The organism is Thalassospira sp., from assembly GCF_040218635.1.
Lineage (GTDB): Bacteria > Pseudomonadota > Alphaproteobacteria > Rhodospirillales > Thalassospiraceae > Thalassospira.
Genome location: NZ_JAVJRB010000012.1, coordinates 493,562 through 513,832 on the forward strand (window position 1 = coordinate 493,562; position 20,271 = coordinate 513,832).

General features: G+C 51.4%; 19 protein-coding genes. 13 read left to right on the forward strand and 6 right to left on the reverse strand.

Features of this window, described 5'->3' with window-relative positions:
• Window positions 1-72: 72 nt before the first annotated feature.
• Both rpoH and RIC05_RS16235 read right to left on the reverse strand, forming a co-directional pair.
• Window positions 73-942, reverse strand: coding sequence for an RNA polymerase sigma factor RpoH (rpoH, locus tag RIC05_RS16230; RefSeq protein WP_350042740.1), 870 nt, complete (start codon window positions 940-942; stop codon window positions 73-75).
• Between the two features lie 96 nt (window positions 943-1,038).
• The gene (locus RIC05_RS16235) at window positions 1,039-2,049 is read right to left on the reverse strand and encodes an RluA family pseudouridine synthase (protein ID WP_350045688.1); all 1,011 of its coding nucleotides are present in this window, start codon (window positions 2,047-2,049) and stop codon (window positions 1,039-1,041) included.
• Between the two features lie 217 nt (window positions 2,050-2,266).
• Between RIC05_RS16235 and RIC05_RS16240 the strand changes: the two genes are divergently transcribed.
• The 3 genes from RIC05_RS16240 to RIC05_RS16250 are packed head-to-tail and all read left to right on the forward strand — an operon-like array spanning window position 2,267 to window position 3,311.
• Window positions 2,267-2,410 carry a hypothetical protein gene (locus RIC05_RS16240; protein WP_350045689.1) on the forward strand — a complete coding sequence of 48 codons (144 nt, stop codon included), beginning with the start codon at window positions 2,267-2,269 and terminating at the stop codon, window positions 2,408-2,410.
• Complete coding sequence (locus tag RIC05_RS16245; protein ID WP_350045690.1) at window positions 2,397-2,783, forward strand: hypothetical protein; 387 nt, start codon at window positions 2,397-2,399, stop codon at window positions 2,781-2,783. The genes RIC05_RS16240 and RIC05_RS16245 overlap by 14 nt, the downstream gene beginning before the upstream one ends.
• Before the next feature lie 24 nt (window positions 2,784-2,807).
• Window positions 2,808-3,311, forward strand: coding sequence for a M67 family metallopeptidase (locus tag RIC05_RS16250; protein WP_350045691.1), 504 nt, complete (start codon window positions 2,808-2,810; stop codon window positions 3,309-3,311).
• A 44-nt stretch (window positions 3,312-3,355) separates the two neighbouring features.
• Here the strand turns inward: RIC05_RS16250 and RIC05_RS16255 are convergent, their stop codons facing one another.
• From RIC05_RS16255 to RIC05_RS16265, 3 genes are all read right to left on the reverse strand, one after another.
• On the reverse strand, window positions 3,356-4,324 hold the full coding sequence (locus RIC05_RS16255; RefSeq protein ID WP_350045692.1) for an HD-GYP domain-containing protein: 969 nt from the start codon (window positions 4,322-4,324) through the stop codon (window positions 3,356-3,358).
• A 189-nt stretch (window positions 4,325-4,513) separates the two neighbouring features.
• Complete coding sequence (locus RIC05_RS16260; RefSeq protein ID WP_350045693.1) at window positions 4,514-5,563, reverse strand: quaternary amine ABC transporter ATP-binding protein; 1,050 nt, start codon at window positions 5,561-5,563, stop codon at window positions 4,514-4,516.
• Window positions 5,564-6,427: an ABC transporter permease gene (locus RIC05_RS16265; RefSeq protein WP_350045694.1), complete on the reverse strand. Its 864-nt coding sequence runs from the start codon at window positions 6,425-6,427 to the stop codon at window positions 5,564-5,566.
• Between the two features lie 196 nt (window positions 6,428-6,623).
• On the opposite strand from RIC05_RS16265, the gene RIC05_RS16270 reads away from it, so the two are divergent.
• Entirely contained in the window at window positions 6,624-7,007 is a 384-nt protein-coding gene (locus tag RIC05_RS16270; protein WP_350045695.1) for a thiol-disulfide oxidoreductase DCC family protein, read from the forward strand.
• 93 nt (window positions 7,008-7,100) lie between these two features.
• Here RIC05_RS16270 and RIC05_RS16275 read toward each other — a convergent pair whose 3' ends face one another.
• Window positions 7,101-8,135 carry an ABC transporter substrate-binding protein gene (locus RIC05_RS16275; protein WP_350045696.1) on the reverse strand — a complete coding sequence of 345 codons (1,035 nt, stop codon included), beginning with the start codon at window positions 8,133-8,135 and terminating at the stop codon, window positions 7,101-7,103.
• 338 nt (window positions 8,136-8,473) lie between these two features.
• Here RIC05_RS16275 and RIC05_RS16280 point away from each other — a divergent pair, with 338 nt between their 5' ends.
• The 9 genes from RIC05_RS16280 to RIC05_RS16320 all read left to right on the forward strand — a co-directional run bounded on the left by RIC05_RS16280 (window position 8,474) and on the right by RIC05_RS16320 (window position 20,262).
• Entirely contained in the window at window positions 8,474-9,307 is an 834-nt protein-coding gene (locus tag RIC05_RS16280; protein ID WP_350042731.1) for a 3'-5' exonuclease, read from the forward strand.
• Between the two features lie 180 nt (window positions 9,308-9,487).
• Complete coding sequence (locus RIC05_RS16285; RefSeq protein WP_350045697.1) at window positions 9,488-10,504, forward strand: Fe(3+) ABC transporter substrate-binding protein; 1,017 nt, start codon at window positions 9,488-9,490, stop codon at window positions 10,502-10,504.
• A gap of 240 nt (window positions 10,505-10,744) precedes the next feature.
• Complete coding sequence (locus tag RIC05_RS16290; protein WP_350045698.1) at window positions 10,745-11,770, forward strand: Fe(3+) ABC transporter substrate-binding protein; 1,026 nt, start codon at window positions 10,745-10,747, stop codon at window positions 11,768-11,770.
• 154 nt (window positions 11,771-11,924) lie between these two features.
• Window positions 11,925-12,920, forward strand: coding sequence for an extracellular solute-binding protein (locus RIC05_RS16295; RefSeq protein WP_350045699.1), 996 nt, complete (start codon window positions 11,925-11,927; stop codon window positions 12,918-12,920).
• 85 nt (window positions 12,921-13,005) lie between these two features.
• Window positions 13,006-14,694 (forward strand): ABC transporter permease, encoded by a 1,689-nt coding sequence (locus RIC05_RS16300; protein WP_350045700.1) that lies wholly within the window; start codon window positions 13,006-13,008, stop codon window positions 14,692-14,694.
• 21 nt (window positions 14,695-14,715) lie between these two features.
• On the forward strand, window positions 14,716-15,969 hold the full coding sequence (locus RIC05_RS16305; protein WP_350045701.1) for a molybdopterin molybdotransferase MoeA: 1,254 nt from the start codon (window positions 14,716-14,718) through the stop codon (window positions 15,967-15,969).
• A gap of 85 nt (window positions 15,970-16,054) precedes the next feature.
• The gene (locus RIC05_RS16310) at window positions 16,055-17,629 is read left to right on the forward strand and encodes an MBL fold metallo-hydrolase (protein WP_350045702.1); all 1,575 of its coding nucleotides are present in this window, start codon (window positions 16,055-16,057) and stop codon (window positions 17,627-17,629) included.
• Window positions 17,630-17,762: 133 nt separating this feature from the next.
• A complete protein-coding gene (locus tag RIC05_RS16315) occupies window positions 17,763-18,965 on the forward strand; it encodes a glycosyltransferase family protein (protein ID WP_350042724.1) in 1,203 nt (400 codons plus the stop codon).
• A 19-nt stretch (window positions 18,966-18,984) separates the two neighbouring features.
• Window positions 18,985-20,262, forward strand: a complete 1,278-nt coding sequence (locus RIC05_RS16320; RefSeq protein WP_350045703.1) for a glycosyltransferase family 4 protein — start codon at window positions 18,985-18,987, stop codon at window positions 20,260-20,262.
• The last annotated feature ends 9 nt before the right edge of the window (window positions 20,263-20,271 follow it).

Consider the following 20,271-nt stretch of genomic DNA (forward strand, 5'->3'; position numbering starts at 1 on the left):
ACGGCGGACATTTTGTCCGCCGTAGTTCGTTTCAAGAGGGGGGAAGAGGACAGTAATCAGAGTCCGGTTCGTCTACTGTCGGGGCAGATCGGTATGGATGGATTTACGGACCTTTTCAAAAGCCCGCACTTCGATTTGGCGGATACGCTCACGTGAGATACCGTAAGACACACTCAGGTTTTCAAGCGTCACCGGGCTTTCAAGCAGGCGGCGCTGGGTCAGGATATCGCGTTCCCGATCGTTCAGATGCGACATGGCGCTTTTGAGCATATTCATGCGCTGCAGGAATTCTTCGCGTTTCCCATAAAGGGTTTCCTGATCTTCATCTTCGCTTTCAAGCCAGTCGACCCATTCACCATCGCCATCAATACGTACCGGCGCATTAAGAGAATGATCCGGTCCGGCAAGGCGGCGGTTCATCATGATCACGTCATCTTCGGAAACACTCAGCTTGGTGGCGATAATCTCGACCTGTTCTGGTAACAGATCTCCTTCATCAATTGCCTGCATCTGGCTTTTGAGTTTGCGAAGATTGAAAAACAGCTTTTTCTGCGAAGCGGTTGTGCCCATTTTCACGAGCGACCAGGAATGAAGAATGTATTCCTGAATGGCGGCACGGATCCACCACATCGCGTAGGTGGCAAGACGGAACCCCTTATCAGGGTCAAAACGTTTCACAGATTGAAGCAGTCCGACATTGCCTTCGGAGATCAGCTCGTTAATTGGCAGGCCATATCCGCGATAGCTCATCGCGATTTTAGCAACCAATCGAAGGTGGCTGGTGATCATCTTTTCCGCGGACTTGTCGCAATCCTTGTCACGAAAGTCACAGGCGTATGTGGTTTCCTGTTCGGGTGTAAGCATTGGGTAACGGCGGATACGCTGTAAATATACAGTCAGACCATCTTTAGAAATTACTGGAAGAGCATTTCCCTGTTTCATTGAAGCCTCCCGTTATGCTTCGTAAAGGTGCTGTTATCCCCTAGCACTTTTGTAGCCTATACGAGAGTATTAGAAATCGTCAACAGGATTTCGACCTTAATGGCTAGGTAGAGCTATTCCTTTGGATAGGTTCAGACTGTTGATAAGGGCAAGTAAGTCATCAGGAAGGGGGGCGGTGGTCGAAATGTAAGAACCAGTGCGAGGGTGCACAAATCCTAGGGTTCTGGCATGTAGCGCCTGCTTGTTGAATGCGTTCAAGACCCCCTGCGCTTCTAGGTTGCACTTTTGGAGGTTTTTGTTTCTTCCGTAAACAGGATCACAAACAAGTGAGTGGCCAATATGGGTCATGTGAACCCGGATTTGATGTGTGCGCCCGGTTGAAAGACGGCATTCAACCAGTGATGCTAACGAGTCGTCGCGCGATTGTAGTGTTTTGTAATGGGTTAGCGCGTATTTTCCCGTGGTTTTCAACACTGTCATCTTCTTGCGGTTGCGCGGGCTACGGCCAATATTGCCCTCGATATCGCCGGACAATGGGCGTGGGACGCCCCACACAACCGCAAGGTATGCGCGGTCGATGTTTTCCTTGTCCTCGGAAAACAATGTCGAAAGGGCGCGGTGGGCCGTGTCGTTCTTCGCCACAACCATGGCCCCGCTGGTATCTTTATCAAGGCGATGAACAATGCCCGGGCGTTTCACGCCACCAATTCCAGACAGGCTGTCGCCACAATGGGCCAGAAGTGCGTTAACCAATGTACCGCTTTCATTTCCTGCTGCGGGATGCACAACCATGCCAGCTGGCTTGTTTATGACCAGAAGGTCGTCATCCTCAAAGAGAACATCAAGTTTGATGTCTTCGGGTTCTGGCGTGGCGGCTTCTGCGGGCGGGATGATCAGATGAAACACATCACCCTGTTTGACCTTTGATGACATTTTGCGAACGGGCTGATCATTTACGATCAGATGACCATCTTCAATTAGCGCCTTGATCCGCGAACGCGATTGTTCGGGCCATGCGGTTGCAAGCACCTTATCAAGGCGCGCACCTTCATCATCAGGTGATGCGGTGTAATTGAGGTTTTCTGTCATCTGATCGTCATGGGTCATGTGTTTCTGTTGTATCGCATCGATCTGTTATCCGGGCGGGCATCGGTTTTTGGTCCGGGGCTGCTTGTAGCGTCTTTATGCCCAATTGCAATGAATTGCACCGGATTACACCGGGTAAACAGGGTATTTGTCATCACACGATATGAGACGGCATATTACACTGCATATATCGCTGTGGAACTCAGGCATAATCTGCTTCACAAGTCAGACGATTGCAATGGATGAGCGGCGCGTTGTTGTCTTGCAATTGCAGGAACTTGTCGTTATGGCCTTGAACTATGTTTTGCGTGTTCGGGTTTTCTGGCCGAACATGCGGGTTTCAAACAGTTTTGTCAGTTGGAAATACGATGCGTGTAGTTAAGACGTTGGTTGCGTTTATGGGCCTGTTGATCGTGATTGGCATCGGGCTTGTGGCCTATGGCCTGTCGCTTGACAAGAACGCCAAGGATCAAGACGCAGCTTTAAACGAACAAGCACCATCTGTTCCAATGGCGGGAGACAACCAAGTTGTTAACGCACCAGATGCCATTTCGGCAGGTTCAAAGATCGCACCTTTTGGCGACATCGCGGTTGATATTGAACCCGATGAACGTTTGATCGGCTATACCGTATCAGGCGATAACGTGACCTTGCATATCGAAGGTGGCGATGGTTTGGCGGCACGTCTGGTGATTGTCTCCTTGTCTGAAAAAACAGTCCTTGGCCGCATCCTGATTGCGCCAAATGCACAATAACCAACGATAAAAGGGACTGTTTTCATGGGGGACGGGCAGGGTGTGCAGGACAACGACGGCAAAGCCACGCTGGATCAAGCCAGTGTCTATCTATCAGCACGTCTTCATCAAGAAATCCGTGACCTTTCTGCTTTGCAATGGCCCGAAGAATGTTGTGGTCTTTTGATTGCGTCCCAAAATACACCCAATCGTATTCACCGGGTTGTCGTGGCACGCAACGTTGCAACAGATCCGCTTAAAACCTTTGAAATTGATCCCCAGACCCTGATTGATACCTATCGCACGGTAAGGGACAGTTCCGAAACTGTTGTTGGTTGTTTTCATTCCCACCCCAATGGCAATGTCTTGCCGTCAAACTCGGACCGTGCGCGGGCCGACGAAGATGGGTTTTTGTGGCTGATCATTGCAACGGGGCATAATGGCGCGCTTAAAAGCGGCATGTATCGCGCGCAACAGCAGACAGCACAGGGCGATGAGGACGATGAAAGTCTTCGCTATTTCCGCCGCTGCAAACTGATCGAAGACTAGATATTAGCTGATTGACGTAACAGAGCAGTCACCGCGTATTTTCTCTAGCTGGACGGGTTCGCTAGTTTGGTCAGGTTTGAGCGCGTAGAACCCGGCTTCTTCATCACCGTTTCAAGTGCGAGAACAAGGGCGCGTTCCAATTTGCCTTCTTTGCCCATTTCCTTAAGGATCTCAATCGATTTGGCAACGCTGAAGCGCGGCTTATAAGAGCGTTCTTCAAGAAGTGCGCCCATGATATCGCATATGGTCAGGATGCGGGTCAGGTCAGGAATCTGATCGGCCGTCAGGCCATCTGGATAGCCACTGCCATCAAGATATTCATGATGATGTCTTACGCCGTGTAGAATGCTTGCATCAATGTTTCCCTGTGCATTTAGCTTGTTAAAGCCGTCCACGGGATGACGTTTGACGATGTCAAACTCTTCGGCGGTCAGTTTTCCCGGCTTATCAAGGATCGCATCGGGTATCGAAACCTTGCCGACATCGTGCAAAAGCCCGGCCTGGGTCAATTTGGCAATGTCGGCTTTGCTCATCCCGGTATTTTGCGCAAAGGCACAGGCAATGCCAGTCACCAACAAAATATGCTGGAACGTGGATTGGTGATAAATGCGAACCGTGCTGAGCCATTCTGAAATGCCCAGATCGGCAATGGATGCGGCAATGTTGCGACCGGCTTCACTGATTTTATCGACATCAATCGCCGTGTCGTTCTTAAATTCGTCAAAGCTGTCTTTGATCGCCTTGGCACCGATTTCGGCCGCGGCGGTCGCGGTTTTTCCGGTCATGCCAGAAGCTGTGCGGCGTTGTTCGATATGGGTTGCGATCGATTTCTCGGAAATCGGTTTTACAATCGGCTTTTTCGCACCAAGGGCCGTTGCCTGCAATTCATCTTGCAGATCGTTTTTGCCAATTGCGATAACAAGGTCAGAACCACGTTGCGACACCTTCCGAAAGGCACGCAGACGTGAAAGCATATCCGGGTTTTTAAGATCAACATCAACCATCAAAAACATAGTGTCTGCGGGGATCGGTTTTTGTAGGTCAAGCAGATCTAGCTCAAACCCCATAAGTGCGCTTGGCAATAAATGGCGGTGATCTTGGTCGCAGAGAATATGAATTACGTTGTCCAGGTCTTCTGACACTGTCTTTGTTTCATCTATGTAAGTTCCACAGCGAACACGCTGTGAGCGCCAACCCTAAAGCTAGGCTAGGTGACTGTCATAGGTCTCTGATGACAGGGCGTCAATGACCTGTTTTTTCGTGATCCTGCCAATCGGTGTTGTGTCATGTGCATGCACAAGGATGGCGTCATCTGATTCCAGAACCAGCGGTAGGATATCTTCAAGACGGGTGTCATGGGCGATACTTCTGGTGTTTTGGGACTGCAGGCCGTCGTCCGGGCCTGTGGTTGGCTCCATGATGCTTTTGGCGCGCAAGACCCGCCCACGGTTCACATCACGGGTAAAGGCCTGTACATAGTCATCTGCCGGATGCAGGACAATTTCTTCGGGGCGTCCGACCTGGATCAGTTTTCCGTCTTTCAGGATCGCGATGCGGTCCCCGATCGTAAGCGCCTCGTCAAGATCATGGGTGATAAAGACAATGGTTTTATGAAGCTCGGTCTGAAGCTTCATCAACTCATCTTGCATGTCAGATCGGATCAACGGATCAAGGGCGGAAAAGGCCTCGTCCATCAACAGAACTTCCGGGTCGGTGGCAAGGGCCCGGGCAAGGCCAACACGTTGCTGCATGCCGCCCGATAGCTGATCGGGGAATTTGGCTTCGTACCCGGCCAGACCAACCCGTTCGATCCATTTCGATGCGGCGGCCTCGCGGGTTTTGCGCGGTTGTCCCTGAATTTCCAACCCATAGGCAACGTTATCCATGACATTGCGATGGGGAAGCAGGCCAAAGCGCTGAAACACCATGCCAAGCCGTTTGCGGCGAAAGGCGTTCAATGTCGGGATATCCATCGACAGGATATCTTCCCCGCCAAAGGATACTTCACCAGCCGTCGGATCAATCAGGCGGTTAAGGTGGCGGATCAGGGTGGACTTACCCGAACCCGATAGACCCATCACGACAAAGGTTTCCCCCTGTTCGATGGAAAGTGACACGTCGTGAAGCCCGACCGTATGTCCCGTCGCAGCGAGGATTTCATCCTTGTCCGATCCTGCCTTGGCAAGTTCAAGTGCGCTTTTGGGATCGGGGCCGAAGATTTTGAAAATATTGCGGATTTCGATATAGCTCATCTACACATCCTCCGCCGACGGGCTGCGTTGCGATCGCTTGCCATAGGCTTGCCCGATCCGGTCAAACACGACCGCCAAAAGCACAATTGCAATCCCGGCTTCCATCCCCGCACCAACATCAAGGCGTTGAATGCCCATCAAAACCTGTTCGCCTAGACCCCGTGCGCCAATCATGGAGGCAATCACCACCATGGAAATCGACATCATGGTGGTTTGATTGATCCCGGCCATAATGTTGGGAAGTGCAAGCGGCAATTGAACCCCAAACAGGATTTGCTTGCGGCTGGCGCCAAAGGACCGCGATGCTTCAAGAACTTCTTGATCCACCAGTCGAATACCCAAATCGGTCAAGCGCATAACAGGTGGGGCTGCGTAAATCACCGTGGCCAGAATGGCGGGAACTTTGCCCAAGCCAAACAGCATCAGGGCAGGGATCAGATAGACAAAACTTGGCATGGTCTGCATGGTGTCAAGGATCGGTAGCATCACGGCACGTAACCGGTTTGAAAGCGCCATGGCTATCCCGACCGGAACGCCGATCATCACCGAAAGCGATGTGGCAACAATCATCAGGGCCAAGGTCTGCATCGCCTTGTCCCAAAGGCCCAGCATGCCAATGGCAAACATCGCCACCACAAGTCCGACAACAAGCTTCCAGTTCTTGCTGGCATGCCATGTGATTGCGGCAATCGCGATAAGAACCACCCACCAGGGCGCGCCGCGCAACACCTGTTCCAACGCGACCAAAACGGTCAGCAGGCTGTCGGCAAAGGCTTCAAACGCAGCCCCATAATTGATCACCAGCCAATCAACAAACTGATTGACCCACTTGCCCAACGGCACATTCAATTGTTCTGGAAACATAATGGCGCTACGCCCGATTTGCCCAATAAATCAACGAGCGTAGCAGCCTAACAAGATCGCTCTGCCCGCGCGACCGTAAATCGAACTCTGACTGACATCTCCTGACTTCTTTTGGTAACGTATTCCTGTGATTGATAATCCAGAGGCCAGCCATAGCCGTAAGTCAGAGACAACATTGTTTTCCTGAGAGGTTGCGATGATCACTGTGTTCTTTGATGGAAAATGCGGTCTATGTTCCAGAGAAATCAATTACTATCGCAAGATAGCACCAAGAGGTGTTTTCGACTGGCGTGACGTGACGGAACATGCAGGTGATCTTGAAAAGCACGGCATTTCCCTTGTCCAAGGATTAAAGCAAATGCGTGCCTTGGATTCAGATCGGCAATGGCATGCAGGTGCCGATGCGTTCATTTTGATCTGGCGGCAATTACGCTGGTGGCGCATTTTGGCAGCTGTTGTTTCGCTGCCGGTTATTCGGCAGATCGCAAATCTTGTTTATCGCCTGTGGGCCGCATGGCGCTTCAAACGCCTTACGCACTGTCAGCTTGCGGCTGTTCATGATGAGCCCCGACAAACCTAGTTTGTCCGATTTTCATCGTATTTTTGATTACCAAACAAAACACCCCGCAAGATTTCTCCGGCGGGGTGTTTGAATTAGGTTGCCGTATTGAGGTTAAAGCGCGCTTTCAACCCGTGCTGCGACTTCATCCGATACCCATGATTTCCAGACGTCCGGCTTTTGCTGTAGGAAATACAACGCCGCCTCGTCCGGCTTTTCGTTGTTTTCCTGCATATAGGCCAGCATTTCAGAAACAAGCGCATTGCTGGTTTCGTAATGGGTCAGGAAGTCGATCAGTTTGGGGGCTGATTTCATAAAGTCCGAATTCACACCCACCGTCACCGTGCTTTGCGGATAGGCGGTTGCTTTTGTCGGATTTTCGTCGGTTTTCAGCGCGTCAAAGATCGACTTGTCATAGGCCGGTTCTTCAAGACGGTGACTGTCATAAAGGCCCATCACCCATGTCGGACCCCAATAATAATAAAGGGCCGGTTTTCCGCGTTTATGGGCCGATGCGATGGCGGCTGACAAAGCAGCCCCCGTACCGGGACGGAAATTGGTGAAGCTTTCATCAAGGTTATAGGCCGTCAGTTTTGATGAATTGACCTTTTCACAGACCCAACCTGATGGACAGTTGTAAAAACGGCCTTTGCCGGGTTCTTCGGCGTCTTCAAACAGATCAACATATTTCGGCAGATCGTCGACCGATTTAAGGTCGGGTGCCATCGGTTCGATCCCGCGTTTGGCATCGCCTTCGATGACATAGCGCGGCACGAACCAGCCTTCGACGGCGTCATTGAAATTAACCCCGATCTGTCTGACAGTTCCGGCCGCCTCGGCCTTTGTCCAGGCTTCGGCGACATTGTCGCGCCAGATTTCCATGACGACATCGACATCACCCTTGCCTGTGCCGGTCAAAAGCGGGATGACATCGCCGGGCAGGGCATCGGTTTTGCAGCCATAGCCTTTTTCAATGATGAAACGGGCAACCGCGTTATGGAACAGGGCACTGTCATAGTTCAGCCCGGCAAACATCACCGGTCGATCTATTTCGCAGGTCGCATCCTGTGCCTGTGCGGTTGATGAGAATTGGGTAAATGCAAGGCCAGCGGCCATCAGCATTGCGGCTCCGGTAGGCAGGGTTTTCATCTTTCTGTCCCTTCGTGGTTGCGGTCCGGAAACGCATCAAATGCATGGTCTTTGCAGCCTTTGACCGCAGGGTTCGGATCGGTGCTGATCCTGTATGAACGTGACCGTGCCCCTGATACAGGTGCGTCAATTCTAGACATGGCCCTAGAAAGGACGCAACCCCCGGTGTCTGATATAACGACGACGTGATGACGTCTTGGTGCTGATATCATTGCAGAATGCTCCTGACAGGGGTGGCAGGAGATGTCAGTTAGACTGGGTTAATTACGCAACGATAAATCCGTGAATTTCACGGCATGTATCGTTATGTTGAGCGAAACAAACCTGTGGGGCCCGTCATGATGCATTCCAGTCTGTTCGTCTTTGATATCGAAACCGTTCCCGATATTGACGTCTTGCCGCAATTGACCGGGCAAACCGCGCCTGATCCCGAAACCGGGCGCAAGATGCTGGAAGACTATCATCTTGAGATCACCAATGGCCGAAACGGATTTCCGCGTCAGCCGTTTCACAAGGTGGTAGCGATCAGTTTCCTGCGGGCAACGATCCAGCGCGACGGCGATGTCGAAATGTATGAGATCGATGAATTGCGATCAGGTGGGGAACTGACGTCCGAGGAAAAGGATCTTGTGAACGGGTTCTTTTCGTATTGTGGCAAACTGTTCCCGCGTCTTGTCAGTTTCAATGGCCGCGGGTTTGACATTCCGGTGTTGAAATACCGGGCGATGAAACACGGCGTATCGGCGCGTTGGTTGCATCAAGCGACCAATAAGTGGGAAAATTATACGTCACGCTATGCGCCGAACTGGCATTGTGATCTGGCCGAAGTTCTTTCCGATTATGGTGCATCTGCACGGACCAAAATGAATGAAGTCTGTGCGGCCCTTGATCTGCCGGGGAAAACCGGGGTGGATGGCAGCAAGGTTTCCGAGATGTTTGATAATGGCGAGGTCGATGCCATTCGCCGATATTGCGAGACGGATGTTCTCAATACCTATTTGCTGTATCTGCGCCATGCACTTCATACCGGTTTGACCGACCATGATAGCTATAACCATGCGATCAACCTGACCGTCGCGTGGCTTGAAGAACGGGCAGGCGATGTCCCCGCGTATCAAGAATTCCTTGAGGCGTGGCGGACATCCAGCAACGGGTCCTTCAACGTCTTATAATCGGTATCACGGCCGCTTATGCAACTTTGCGGATAAGTGATCTGCGTCACACTTGCGGGTTGATTTTGGAAAACCTTATTGAAAAAGGGACTGGATTCTCTTAATTGCAAACGCGGATGCAAATGAGTTGCAGGATCAGGGCAGCTTGGAAGCTCACAAGTTTCAAAAGGGATCGTTCCAATGGATATCAGAAAACTAATCGGTGGTGCTGTTCTTGGCGCCTCGACGCTTGTCGCGGGTGCTGTATCGGCACAGGAAGTGAATGTTTATTCCCTGCGTCAGGAGTTCTTGGTTGAACCACTGTTTGCGAAATTTACCGAACAAACCGGCGTTAAGGTCAATGTGATCTTTGCTGAAAAAGGTTTGGTTGAACGGATCAAACAGGAAGGCGACAACAGCCCGGCGGATATCCTGATGACGGTTGATATCAGTCGTATTCAGCAGGCAGTTGATGCCGGTGTTACCCAATCCCTGTCCAATGATGTGATTTCGGCCAATGTTCCGGCCCATCTTCGTGACTCAGATGGTCACTGGTTCGCTTTGACCCAGCGTGGCCGCGCAATCTATGCATCGAAGGACCGCGTCGCCGAGGGTGAAATCGCCACCTATGAAGATCTTGCTGATCCGAAATGGGAAGGCCGCATTTGCACACGTTCCGGGACGCACGATTACAATGTTGCCTTGTTTGCATCCATGATCGCTGTGCACGGCGAAGCAAAAGCCAAAGAATGGCTCGAAGGCCTGAAAAGCAACTTGGCCCGCAAACCACAGGGCAATGACCGTGCGCAGGTTAAAGCGATCAAGGAAGGTGAGTGCGATCTTGCGATCGGCAACACCTATTACTTTGGCAAGATGATGGATAACGAAGAACAGCGTCCTTGGGCAGAAGCGGTAAATATCGTCTTCCCGAACCAGGATGGCCGTGGCATGTCGATGAATATTTCGGGCATGAGCCTGATCAAAAATGCACCGAACCAGGACAATGCCGTAAAATTGATGGAATTCCTGACCGGTGATGTTGCTCAGGAAATCTATGCCGAAGTGAATTATGAATACCCGGTCAAAGCCGGTGTTAAATGGGCTGATAATGTTAAGTCATGGGGCACATTCAAGGCAGACGAACTGCCGTTGTCCGAGATCGCCCGACTGAGCCCGGACGCGGTTAAAATGGTCGATCAGGTTGGCTATAACGAATAGTCAAAAGACCCGATACAGACCGAATGATCAAAGGGATGGCATTTTGCCATCCCTTTTTCTTATTTGTGCCCCACGCTTGGAAAGAAGCTCATAAGACTTTGCGGTTCAGCCTTTGGCAAGGCACTCATGTGGTTTTCTCACTTGCAAAAGACCGGGGCGGCCCATTAGTTTCGGGCAAAGAAAATACAAATCATTCCTAATTGCTGCAGTGTGTTGCGGCATATCGAAAATGAGGCACTTATGAATTCTCTGCGCAAAACGGTCTGTGGTCTTGTTGCGGTGGCAATGGGACTTTCAACGGTTCAAGCCGCCAACGCAGCAGAAGAAGTAAATGTCTATTCGTTGCGTCAGCCTTTCCTGATCAAGCCGATGTTCGAACGGTTTACCGAAGAAACCGGCATCCGTGTGAATACCCTGTATTCACAAAGCGGTCTGGTCGAACGGATCAAGCATGAAGGGCGTAACAGCCCGGCCGATTTGCTTTTGACGGTTGATATCGGACGTATTCAGGATGCTGTTGATGCCGATATTGCCCAGCCAATCCAAAGCGATATTCTGGATGCCAACATTCCGGCGCAGTTTCGCGATGAAAACCATCTTTGGGTTGGAATGACCACCCGTGCGCGCGTGATTTACACATCCCTTGATCGTGTGGATCCGGCCGAGATCAGCAGTTACGAAGAACTAGCCGATCCTAAGTGGAAAGCACGCATCTGTGTGCGTTCGGGGATGCATGTCTATAACATTGCCCTGATTGCTTCGATGATTGCCCATCATGGCCCGGAAGAAACCAAGGCGTGGCTCACGGCACTTAAGGACAATCTTGCCCGTAAACCGCAAGGTGCCGATACCGACCAGATTGAGGCGGTATCACAAGGCGTTTGTGATGTGGCAATCGGCAATTCTTATTATTACGGCAAGATGCTTGATGATCCGAACAAGGCACCTGCGGCAAAAGCTGTGCGTATTGTTTTCCCCAATCAGGGAGATCGCGGGACGCATGTGAATATCTCGGGCGTGGCCTTGATGAAAAACGCGCCGAATAAGGAAAACGCGCTTAAACTGGTCGAGTTTCTGTCAAATGATGAAGCCCAGCACATGTATGCGGACATCAATTTTGAATATCCGGTGAAGCAGGGCGTTGCCTGGTCGGAAATGGTGCGGTCCTGGGGAACGTTTCGTCATGACGAGTTGTCGCTTAATGCGATTGCGGCCAACCGGGGTGAGGCGATCCGTCTGATTGATGAAGTCGGGTTTAACGAATAGCCACTAGGCCTTTGGCATTCATCACAAATTTTGCGCAGTTAAAATCGCACCAGAATTTGTCAGAATTGTTTTCATTCGATCTTCGGGTAACCATGTATAGATGCGTGAAGATTTTTGAGAATGGCTATAGTTGATGGATTTCAGGCCTTTCAGATTGTTCCTTTGTGTTGGGTTCTTCGCTGCAGGTTTCGGCAATATTGCCAAGGCTGATGGCGAAGTTAATGTTTATACCGAACGGCAGCCAGAATTTGTGCAGCCGGTGTTTGAACGCTTCACCAAAGCAACCGGTATCGCCGTTAACGTTCTGTATTCTCAAACAGACTTGGTTGATCGCATCGTCCGTGAGGGCGCAAGCACACCTGCGGATGTTCTCTTGGCTGTGAATGTTGGGCGTTTGGTTGAAGCCGGTCAATCGGGCATTGCAGAACCGATCAATGACGCATTGGTCGCGCAAAATATTCCTTCGGACTATCGCGACAAAGATAACCTTTGGGTGGGGCTGACGTCCCGTGCGCGCGTGTTTGTTACATTGCGGGATGCAACTAAAAGTCTGCCAATCACAAGTTACGAAGAACTCGCCAGCCCGGAATTTAAGGGGCAGATCTGCATTCGGTCCGGCTATCATGTTTACAATCTTGGCCTGATCGGTTCGATGATAGCCCGTCATGACGTTGATTTCACGCGTGATTGGCTGCGTTTTGTTAAAAGCAACCTTGCGCGCAAGCCGCAAGGCGGAGACGTCGACCAAATCATGGCCGTTGCACGCGGTGAATGCGGTGTTGCCATCGTAAACTCGTACTATTACGGCAAGATGCTTGATGATCCGGCTGCCAGATCAGCCGCAAGCAAGGTCCATATCGTGTTTCCTAATCAAGAAGCTGGCGGGACTCATATGAACATTACCGGTGTTGTCTTGGTAAAAGGGGCGCCGAACCGGATAAACGCCTTGAGACTGATCGAGTTCATGTCGAGCAGCGAAATTCAGCATGTCTATGCCGATGCCAATTTTGAATATCCGGTTGGGGTTGTTTGGCCAGAAATGTTGCGTTCCTGGGGCGAGTTTACATCTGAACGTTTGCCTTTAACCGTCATTGCAGGCTATCAGGACCAAGCTAAGCAGCTTTTGGACGAAGTGGCCTTCGACGATTAAGGCGGGAATAACCGTGAACAACGCTTGTAATACACAAAAGGGGGATGATAATCGCCCTGCCGTGATTGCGGAAACTCTTGATCCCATGCGCAAACTGACTGGGCGTACTGCAATGCGCTGGTTGCCGCGTGGACAGTCGTCGATTTGGCTCATCGGGGCATTTATTGTCGCGATGATGGTCGCTGCACCGATTATTGCCGTGGCCTATCTGGCATTCTTTCCCACAGAAAACATTTGGCCGCATCTAGCATCGACCATGTTGCCGCGATACCTGAAAAACACCGGCATTTTGATGTTGGGTGTTGGTGTTGGCGTGATTTTGATCGGGGTGTCGAGTGCATGGGTTGTGACCATGTGCAAATTGCCGGGTAAACGGTTCTTTGAATGGGCGATGCTGCTGCCGATGGCGGTTCCGGCCTACATCGTTGCTTATGTCTATACCGACCTTTTGGAATATGCCGGTCCGGTGCAGCGGATGTTGCGTGATATGTTTGGCTGGCAATCGGCCGCAGACTATTGGTTCCCCGATATCCGGACCAAGGGCGGGGCGATCATTGTGCTTAGCCTGACATTATACCCCTATGTCTATATGCTGGCACGGGCGGCATTTCTTGCGCAATCGGTGTGTGTCATCGAGGCTGCCCGTATTCTGGGACGCAGTTCATGGAATTCATTTATAACGGTAGCACTTCCTTTGGCGCGACCTGCCATTGTCGTTGGTGTTGTGATTGCGTTGATGGAAACATTGAACGATTTTGGCACGATTGATTTCTTTGCCGTGCATACGCTGACAGCGGGGATTTTCAATGTCTGGCTGGGCATGGGCAATGCAGGTGGTGCGGCACAGATCGCGCTTACGATGTTGGCCGTTGTCATCGCACTTATGGTGATTGAACGCTATTCCCGCCGTCGCCAGCGGTTCCACGACACCACCAACCGTTATCAGGAATTGCCGGGATATGATCTTGGCCCGGTTGGAAAAGTCGGGGCGTTGGCGGTGTGCATCCTGCCGATCCTGCTTGGCTTTGTTGTGCCGTCCTTGGTGCTGATTTATTATTCGGTTGGATATTTTGATCAAAGCTGGACGCCAGATTTCTTTGAATTTGCGGGCAACAGTTTGCTGGTGTCAGGCTTGGCAACCCTTGTCGCCGTTGGCTGTGCCATTTTCATGGCCTATGCGTTGCGGTTATTCCCACAAACTTTGCTAAAGTTCTTTGTGCGGTTGTCATCGGTCGGCTATGCCGTGCCCGGTGCTGTTTTGGCGATCGGTGTTTTGATTCCGTTTGCGCGTTTTGATAATGCACTTGATGCTGTCATGCGCGAGACCTTTGGGATATCGACCGGCTTGTTGCTAAGCGGGACGGTTTTTGCCTTGGTTTTTGCTTATGCCGTGCGGTTCATGGCGGTTTCCTATGGCGCGATTGAAGCCGCCCTTGGTAAAGTTCGACCAAGCATGGACGATGCGGCGAGAACACTGGGTGAAAGCCCGTGGGGAACGCTTAAACGTATTCATTTCCCAATGGTGCGTGGCGGGATTTTGGCGGCAGCCGTTTTGGTGTTTGTCGATGGCATGAAAGAATTGCCCGCAACCTTGATCTTGCGGCCGTTTAATTTTGATACGCTGGCAACCCATGTCTATCAGTTTGCCAAGGACGAGATGATCGAACAGGCTGCTCTTGGGGCGCTGACCATCGTTCTTGTCGGGGTGATCCCCGTCATCATGCTCAGCCGGGCGATTTCCAAATCGCGACCGGGGCACAGTGGCCAGTCTTAAGTAGGGAATGTGACCATTCAAATGCAAAACACCAAACCCGGACTGACATCGCTTTCGGACGCATTGGAAATTGCATTCGCAGAAGTGCTAGTGAACCCATCCGTTGAAGAGCGGTCACTTGTTGAGTGCTATGGCGCGGTCCTGCGCGAAGATGTGATTGCGACGGTGTCGGTTCCGTCGGTCGATAACTCGGCAATGGATGGTTATGCCCTGCGTCATGCTGATCTGATAGTGGCGAAAGGGCCTATTGACGTCGTTGGTGTTTCGTTGGCCGGGCATCCCTATGCCGGGTCACTCCCCACCGGGGCTGCTATTCGCATCGCAACCGGGGCTGCTATTCCCGATGGCGCTGATTGTGTGGTTATTCAGGAAAATGTCTCTGCCAATGATGATGAAACCATCATTGAAATCGGCGACGAGGTTATCGGCCGGACAACCTTGAACCAGAATATCCGTTGGGCCGGTGAAGATATCAAAGCCGACGACGTGGTACTTGCAAACGGTATGGTTCTGCGACCACAAGATATCGCAATTGCCGCGGGGCAGGGACGCGGTGCTCTGACGGTGTCAAAACCCTTATCCATTGCCGTTTTTTCCACCGGTGATGAATTGGCAAAGCCCGGCGATCCGCTGCCGCCCGGTGGAATTTATGATTCCAACCGGTTTGCGATGATTGGCATGTTGCGCGAGATTGGGTGCAAAGTAACCGATCTTGGTTTGTTGGCAGATGATTTTGATGTTTTGAGAAACGCGCTTGGCAGTGCGGCCAAAACCCATGATGTGATTATGACCTCTGGCGGGGTTTCGGTTGGTAAGGCGGACTTGCTTAAACCGGTTGTTGATCAACTTGGTGAAATCACCGCATGGAAGCTTGCGATCAAGCCGGGAAAACCGTTGATGCGTGGGAAGATTGGCGATTGTCTGGTGATTGGCCTTCCGGGAAATCCGGTTTCAGTGTTGGTGTCCGGGTTGCTGTATGTGATGCCGTTGCTGCGCCATGTTATGGGCGCACAGCGATCCCAAACCGAACCGGTTCGAATTCCGGTTCGTGCGGGGTTTGACTTTAAGCGTGGAACGGGGCGCCGGGAGTGGTTGCGCGCGCGTCTTGTGCAAAATGATGACGGCGAATTTGAAGCCGTTGCTTTTAACTCGACAAGTTCAGGTATGTTATCTTCGATGGTGTGGGCCGAGGGATTGATTGAGATTCCTGAGAGCTGTGGCCAGGTCTCCAAAGGCGACACTGTTTTGTATTTGCCGCTTCGCGGTCTTCAATAAACTGGTTTGAACTGATCCAAATCATTGCAGAGGCAAATGTTTTCCTGAAGTCTTGGAGCGGTTCCAATGCGCGAAGGTGAAGAACATGACGGTATCGGTTACATTTTGCGGAGCAGCTGGCGGTGTGACAGGCTCATGCTGTCTCCTGCAAACAGATCACGGCAACATTCTGGTTGATTGCGGAATGTTTCAGGGAAGTAAGACCGTCCGGGAACTCAATTATGGTCCTTTTCCGTTTGAAGCCAAGGATATAGCTGCGGTTCTTCTTACCCATGCCCATATCGATCATTCCGGATTGCTGCCAAAGCTGATCAAAGCCGGGTTTGATAAATCGATCTTTGCGACAGAGCCGACCTGTGACCTTTTGACATATATGCTACCTGATTCCGGCTATATTCAGGAAAGCGAGGTCGAGCGACTAAACCGCCGGAACGCGCGGCGTGGTCGTCCCGAGGTCGAACCAATTTATACCCGCAAGGATGCTGAAAATACCCTTACACGCTTGAAAACTGTGGACTACCATGAATGGCAGGAAGTCTTGCCAGGCGTTCGAGCAAGATTCTGGGATGCAGGACATTTGTTGGGATCAGCATCGATCGAAGTCGAAATTGCATCAAACAAGGCTGATGGTAAGCCAACCCGCCTGCTGTTTTCGGGTGATCTTGGCACCGGTGAAGCTGTGTTTAACGATGCACCAGAGGCCCCGTCGGGGCTGGATTATTTGTTTGTGGAAACAACCTATGGGGACCGAAATCGCCCGGAAATTAGTGATGATGAACGTCGGGCGATGTTGAGAAAGGAAGTGCGGGACGCCTTGAAGGCGGGTGGAAACCTTATTGTTCCAAGTTTTGCAGTGGCGCGTACTCAAGAACTGCTGGTCGATCTTGCGTATTTGTTTAATCGCGGTGAATTGCTTGAAGCGAATGTCTTTGTCGACAGCCCGCTTGCCCAACGTGCGACAGAAGTGTTTGCCAAGCATCTTGATCGCAGTGATGCCAATGCTTTATCGCATCCAAAATTTCACATGGTTCCGGATGTCGAAGCAAGTAAGCAACTGGCAAATGTCACAAGCGGCGCGATCATCATTTCGGCCAGTGGCATGTGTGACGCTGGTCGTATTCGTTATCATCTAAAAAACAATTTGTGGCGCCCGAACTCAACGGTGCTTTTGGTTGGTTTTCAGGCAGCAGGATCATTTGGAAGCGTTTTGCAACGTGGTGCCAAACGGGTTCGTATCCACGGCGAGGAAATTGAAGTCCGTGCCCGTATTCGAACGCTTGATGTATATTCAGGGCATGCCGATCAGGAGATGTTGTTGCACTGGACGAAAGACAGACTACCTGTTTCACGGCGAATATTCCTAACGCATGGTGAGCAGGGGGCACGGGCTGCTTTTGAACAGGCATTGATCGCACAAGGCATTCCTGCCAACCAGATTTCCTTACCGATGCTTGATGAAACGGTCGCTTTGCAAAAAGGTGGTGTTAAGGCAATTGTTCCCACGCCCAGAATTTCAGGTGAAGAATTATCCCGCGATGACTGGCACAATCTTTATGCAGGAACGGTCACAGCACTTTCTGAAAAGCTACGGTCGCTTAAATCTGATACAGAAAGGCGCGATATACTAGAAAAAGTCTTGCGCGATATCGGGTCAGTGTGAGAGCAATTACCTTGGAAAAGAAATAATGGCAAAAATAGCTAATGCGCGGATTTACTTGCCAACATTGGATAACCTGTCACCCTGTTAACAGGGTGCGCAGGTATATGGAATCACTACGCAGACGGGCGGGTATATGTCAATCGTAGGGAACTCTGGTTATCGGGTTCTTATTTATAGCCACGATACCTTCGGGCTGGGCCATTTGCGCCGTTGCCGCACCATTGCGCATGCGCTTGTTTCGCGCAGGGATGATGTTTCCGTTCTAATTCTGTCCGGGTCCCCCATTATCGGCAGTTTTGAATTCCGTTCACGAGTCGATTTCGTCCGCATTCCGGGCGTGATCAAGCTGTCTAACGGTGAATATACCTCGCTTAATCTCAACATCGATGTTGATCAGATTCTAGCGATGCGTGAATCGATCATTAAACACACTGCAGACGTCTTCAATCCCGATATCTTTATCGTTGATAAGGAGCCGCTCGGCTTGCGCGGCGAAGTGGAATCGACATTGCAAATGTTGCGTCATCGTCGCACCCGCCTTGTGATGGGCTTACGTGATGTGATGGATGATCCGGTTAATTTACGCGAAGAATGGGATCGCAAACAATGCGTGCCAGCGCTTGCCGATCTTTATGACGAAATATGGGTTTATGGTTTGCAGGAAATCTGCAATCCGCTTGAAGGCATTGATCTTCCAGCAGGGGTTGAAGAAAAGATGGCCTATACCGGCTATCTGCCGCGCACAGCAACGCGCCGCCCAACGCCGGAACATGGCGCACTTGGCCTGGAAGAACCTTATTATCTGGTGACGCCGGGTGGCGGCGGTGATGGGGTCAATCTGGTTGACTGGGTGATTAGCGCCTATGAAACCGACCCGACGATTGCGGTGCCATCGCTGATTGTTCTGGGGCCGTTCATGGCACCTGCGGAACAGAAAATGTTTATGGAACGGGCTGAAAATATCGCAAAGCTTTCTGTTATTACTTTTGACGCCAATGTTGAAATGCTGATGGATAAATCGGCAGGTGTCGTTGCGATGGGCGGCTATAATACGTTCTGTGAAATCCTGTCCTTTGATAAGCCAGCGGTCATCGTCCCGCGTACTGTGCCGCGTCTTGAACAGTATGTGCGTGCATCGGCTGCCGAAAAACTTGGTCTGGTCAAAATGCTGACCGAGGACGGTGGCCGTGATCCGCGTGAAATGGCCAATGTGCTTCATGGGCTGATTGATCAACCCAAACCATCCCACGTGACAGTCCCCAACCTTATGGGCGGACTTGATCGGGTTGGTGATCTTGTCGATCGTTGGCTTCCGCCGCAAATGGCTGCTGAATAAACCATCAGGAACAGAATTGATGACACGCGACAGTCTTGCAATCGTGGTGAAAGGATATCCGCGATTGTCGGAAACCTTTATTGCGCAGGAAATTCTGGGAATTCAGCAGGCAGGCATTCCGTATCGGATCGTGTCACTCCGTCATCCCACGGATAAGAAGCGTCACCCGATCAATGACCGCATTACCGGTGATGTCGATTACCTTCCGGAATATGTCTATCAGGAACCGCTAAGGGTTCTGCGGAGCTGGTTAAAGGTTCGCAAGCTTCCCGGATATCGTCGTGCCTTTAATATCTGGTGGCAAGATTACCGCCGTGATCGCACGTCCAACCGTGCCCGTCGTTTTGCCCAAGGCATGGTAATGGCCGCGGAACTTCCCGACGATATCACGCGCATCTATGCCCATTTCCTCCATACGCCAGCATCGGTCGCACGCTATTGCGCGATCATACGCGGCTTGCCGTGGTCCTGTTCGGCACATGCCAAGGATATCTACACCAGCGAAGATTGGGATATGCGCGAAAAGCTGCGCGATATGGATTGGTTGGTGACCTGTACAAAGGCCAATGTTGACTACCTGCGTGAGCTGGCGGAAGACCCAGCCAAGGTCAATCTGCTGTATCATGGTCTGGATTTCTCGCGCTTTCCGGAAGAGTTACCGGAACGTACGGTGCGCGATGGCAGCGATGCTTCTGATCCGGTGATTGTTCTCTCCGTTGGGCGTTTGGTTGGCAAAAAGGGGTATGACGATCTTTTGCGTGCCTTTGCCAAACTTCCAAAAACACTGCATTGGCGGTTCGTTCATATCGGTGGCGGCAGCCGCGATAAATACAAGCAGCTGGCCGTAGAACTTGGCATCTCCGATCGCTGTGACTGGCAAGGTGCGCGCGACCAAAAGGAAGTGATTGCCGCGTGTCAGTCATCTGATTTGTTTGTTCTGGCCAGCCGGATTGAACAGGATGGCGACCGTGATGGGTTGCCAAATGTTTTGATGGAAGCACAGCTTTGTGGATTGGCGGCCGTTTCAACCGCGATTTCGGCAATCCCGGAACTGATCGAAGACGGGGTAAACGGCAAGCTGGTCGGGCAACGCGATCCTGAGGCGCTGGCACATGCATTGGAAGTCATGATTTCTGATCCAGCCAAGCGTGCCGACATGGGCCGTAAAGGCAATGAAATTGTGCGGCGTGATTTCTCATTCTATCGCGGGATGAAGGAACTGGCCCATCGGTTCGGTGTTTCTGATCAGAACACCGAAAATAAAGACGCAACAATCCAACAACCCGCCGCAGAGTAGGAGGCACGC

Coding starts and splice junctions, on each gene's coding strand:
- RIC05_RS16320 (WP_350045703.1), top strand. CDS start 18,985: ATGACACGCGACAGTCTTGCAATCGTGGTGAAAGGATATCCGCGATTG.
- RIC05_RS16280 (WP_350042731.1), top strand. CDS start 8,474: ATGATGCATTCCAGTCTGTTCGTCTTTGATATCGAAACCGTTCCCGAT.
- RIC05_RS16235 (WP_350045688.1), bottom strand. CDS start 2,049: ATGACCCATGACGATCAGATGACAGAAAACCTCAATTACACCGCATCA.
- RIC05_RS16260 (WP_350045693.1), bottom strand. CDS start 5,563: ATGAGCTATATCGAAATCCGCAATATTTTCAAAATCTTCGGCCCCGAT.
- RIC05_RS16250 (WP_350045691.1), top strand. CDS start 2,808: ATGGGGGACGGGCAGGGTGTGCAGGACAACGACGGCAAAGCCACGCTG.
- RIC05_RS16240 (WP_350045689.1), top strand. CDS start 2,267: ATGGATGAGCGGCGCGTTGTTGTCTTGCAATTGCAGGAACTTGTCGTT.
- RIC05_RS16290 (WP_350045698.1), top strand. CDS start 10,745: ATGAATTCTCTGCGCAAAACGGTCTGTGGTCTTGTTGCGGTGGCAATG.
- RIC05_RS16315 (WP_350042724.1), top strand. CDS start 17,763: ATGTCAATCGTAGGGAACTCTGGTTATCGGGTTCTTATTTATAGCCAC.
- RIC05_RS16300 (WP_350045700.1), top strand. CDS start 13,006: ATGCGCAAACTGACTGGGCGTACTGCAATGCGCTGGTTGCCGCGTGGA.
- RIC05_RS16265 (WP_350045694.1), bottom strand. CDS start 6,427: ATGTTTCCAGAACAATTGAATGTGCCGTTGGGCAAGTGGGTCAATCAG.
- RIC05_RS16255 (WP_350045692.1), bottom strand. CDS start 4,324: ATGTTTTTGATGGTTGATGTTGATCTTAAAAACCCGGATATGCTTTCA.
- RIC05_RS16305 (WP_350045701.1), top strand. CDS start 14,716: ATGCAAAACACCAAACCCGGACTGACATCGCTTTCGGACGCATTGGAA.
- RIC05_RS16270 (WP_350045695.1), top strand. CDS start 6,624: ATGATCACTGTGTTCTTTGATGGAAAATGCGGTCTATGTTCCAGAGAA.
- rpoH (WP_350042740.1), bottom strand. CDS start 942: ATGAAACAGGGAAATGCTCTTCCAGTAATTTCTAAAGATGGTCTGACT.
- RIC05_RS16310 (WP_350045702.1), top strand. CDS start 16,055: ATGACGGTATCGGTTACATTTTGCGGAGCAGCTGGCGGTGTGACAGGC.
- RIC05_RS16285 (WP_350045697.1), top strand. CDS start 9,488: ATGGATATCAGAAAACTAATCGGTGGTGCTGTTCTTGGCGCCTCGACG.
- RIC05_RS16245 (WP_350045690.1), top strand. CDS start 2,397: ATGCGTGTAGTTAAGACGTTGGTTGCGTTTATGGGCCTGTTGATCGTG.
- RIC05_RS16275 (WP_350045696.1), bottom strand. CDS start 8,135: ATGAAAACCCTGCCTACCGGAGCCGCAATGCTGATGGCCGCTGGCCTT.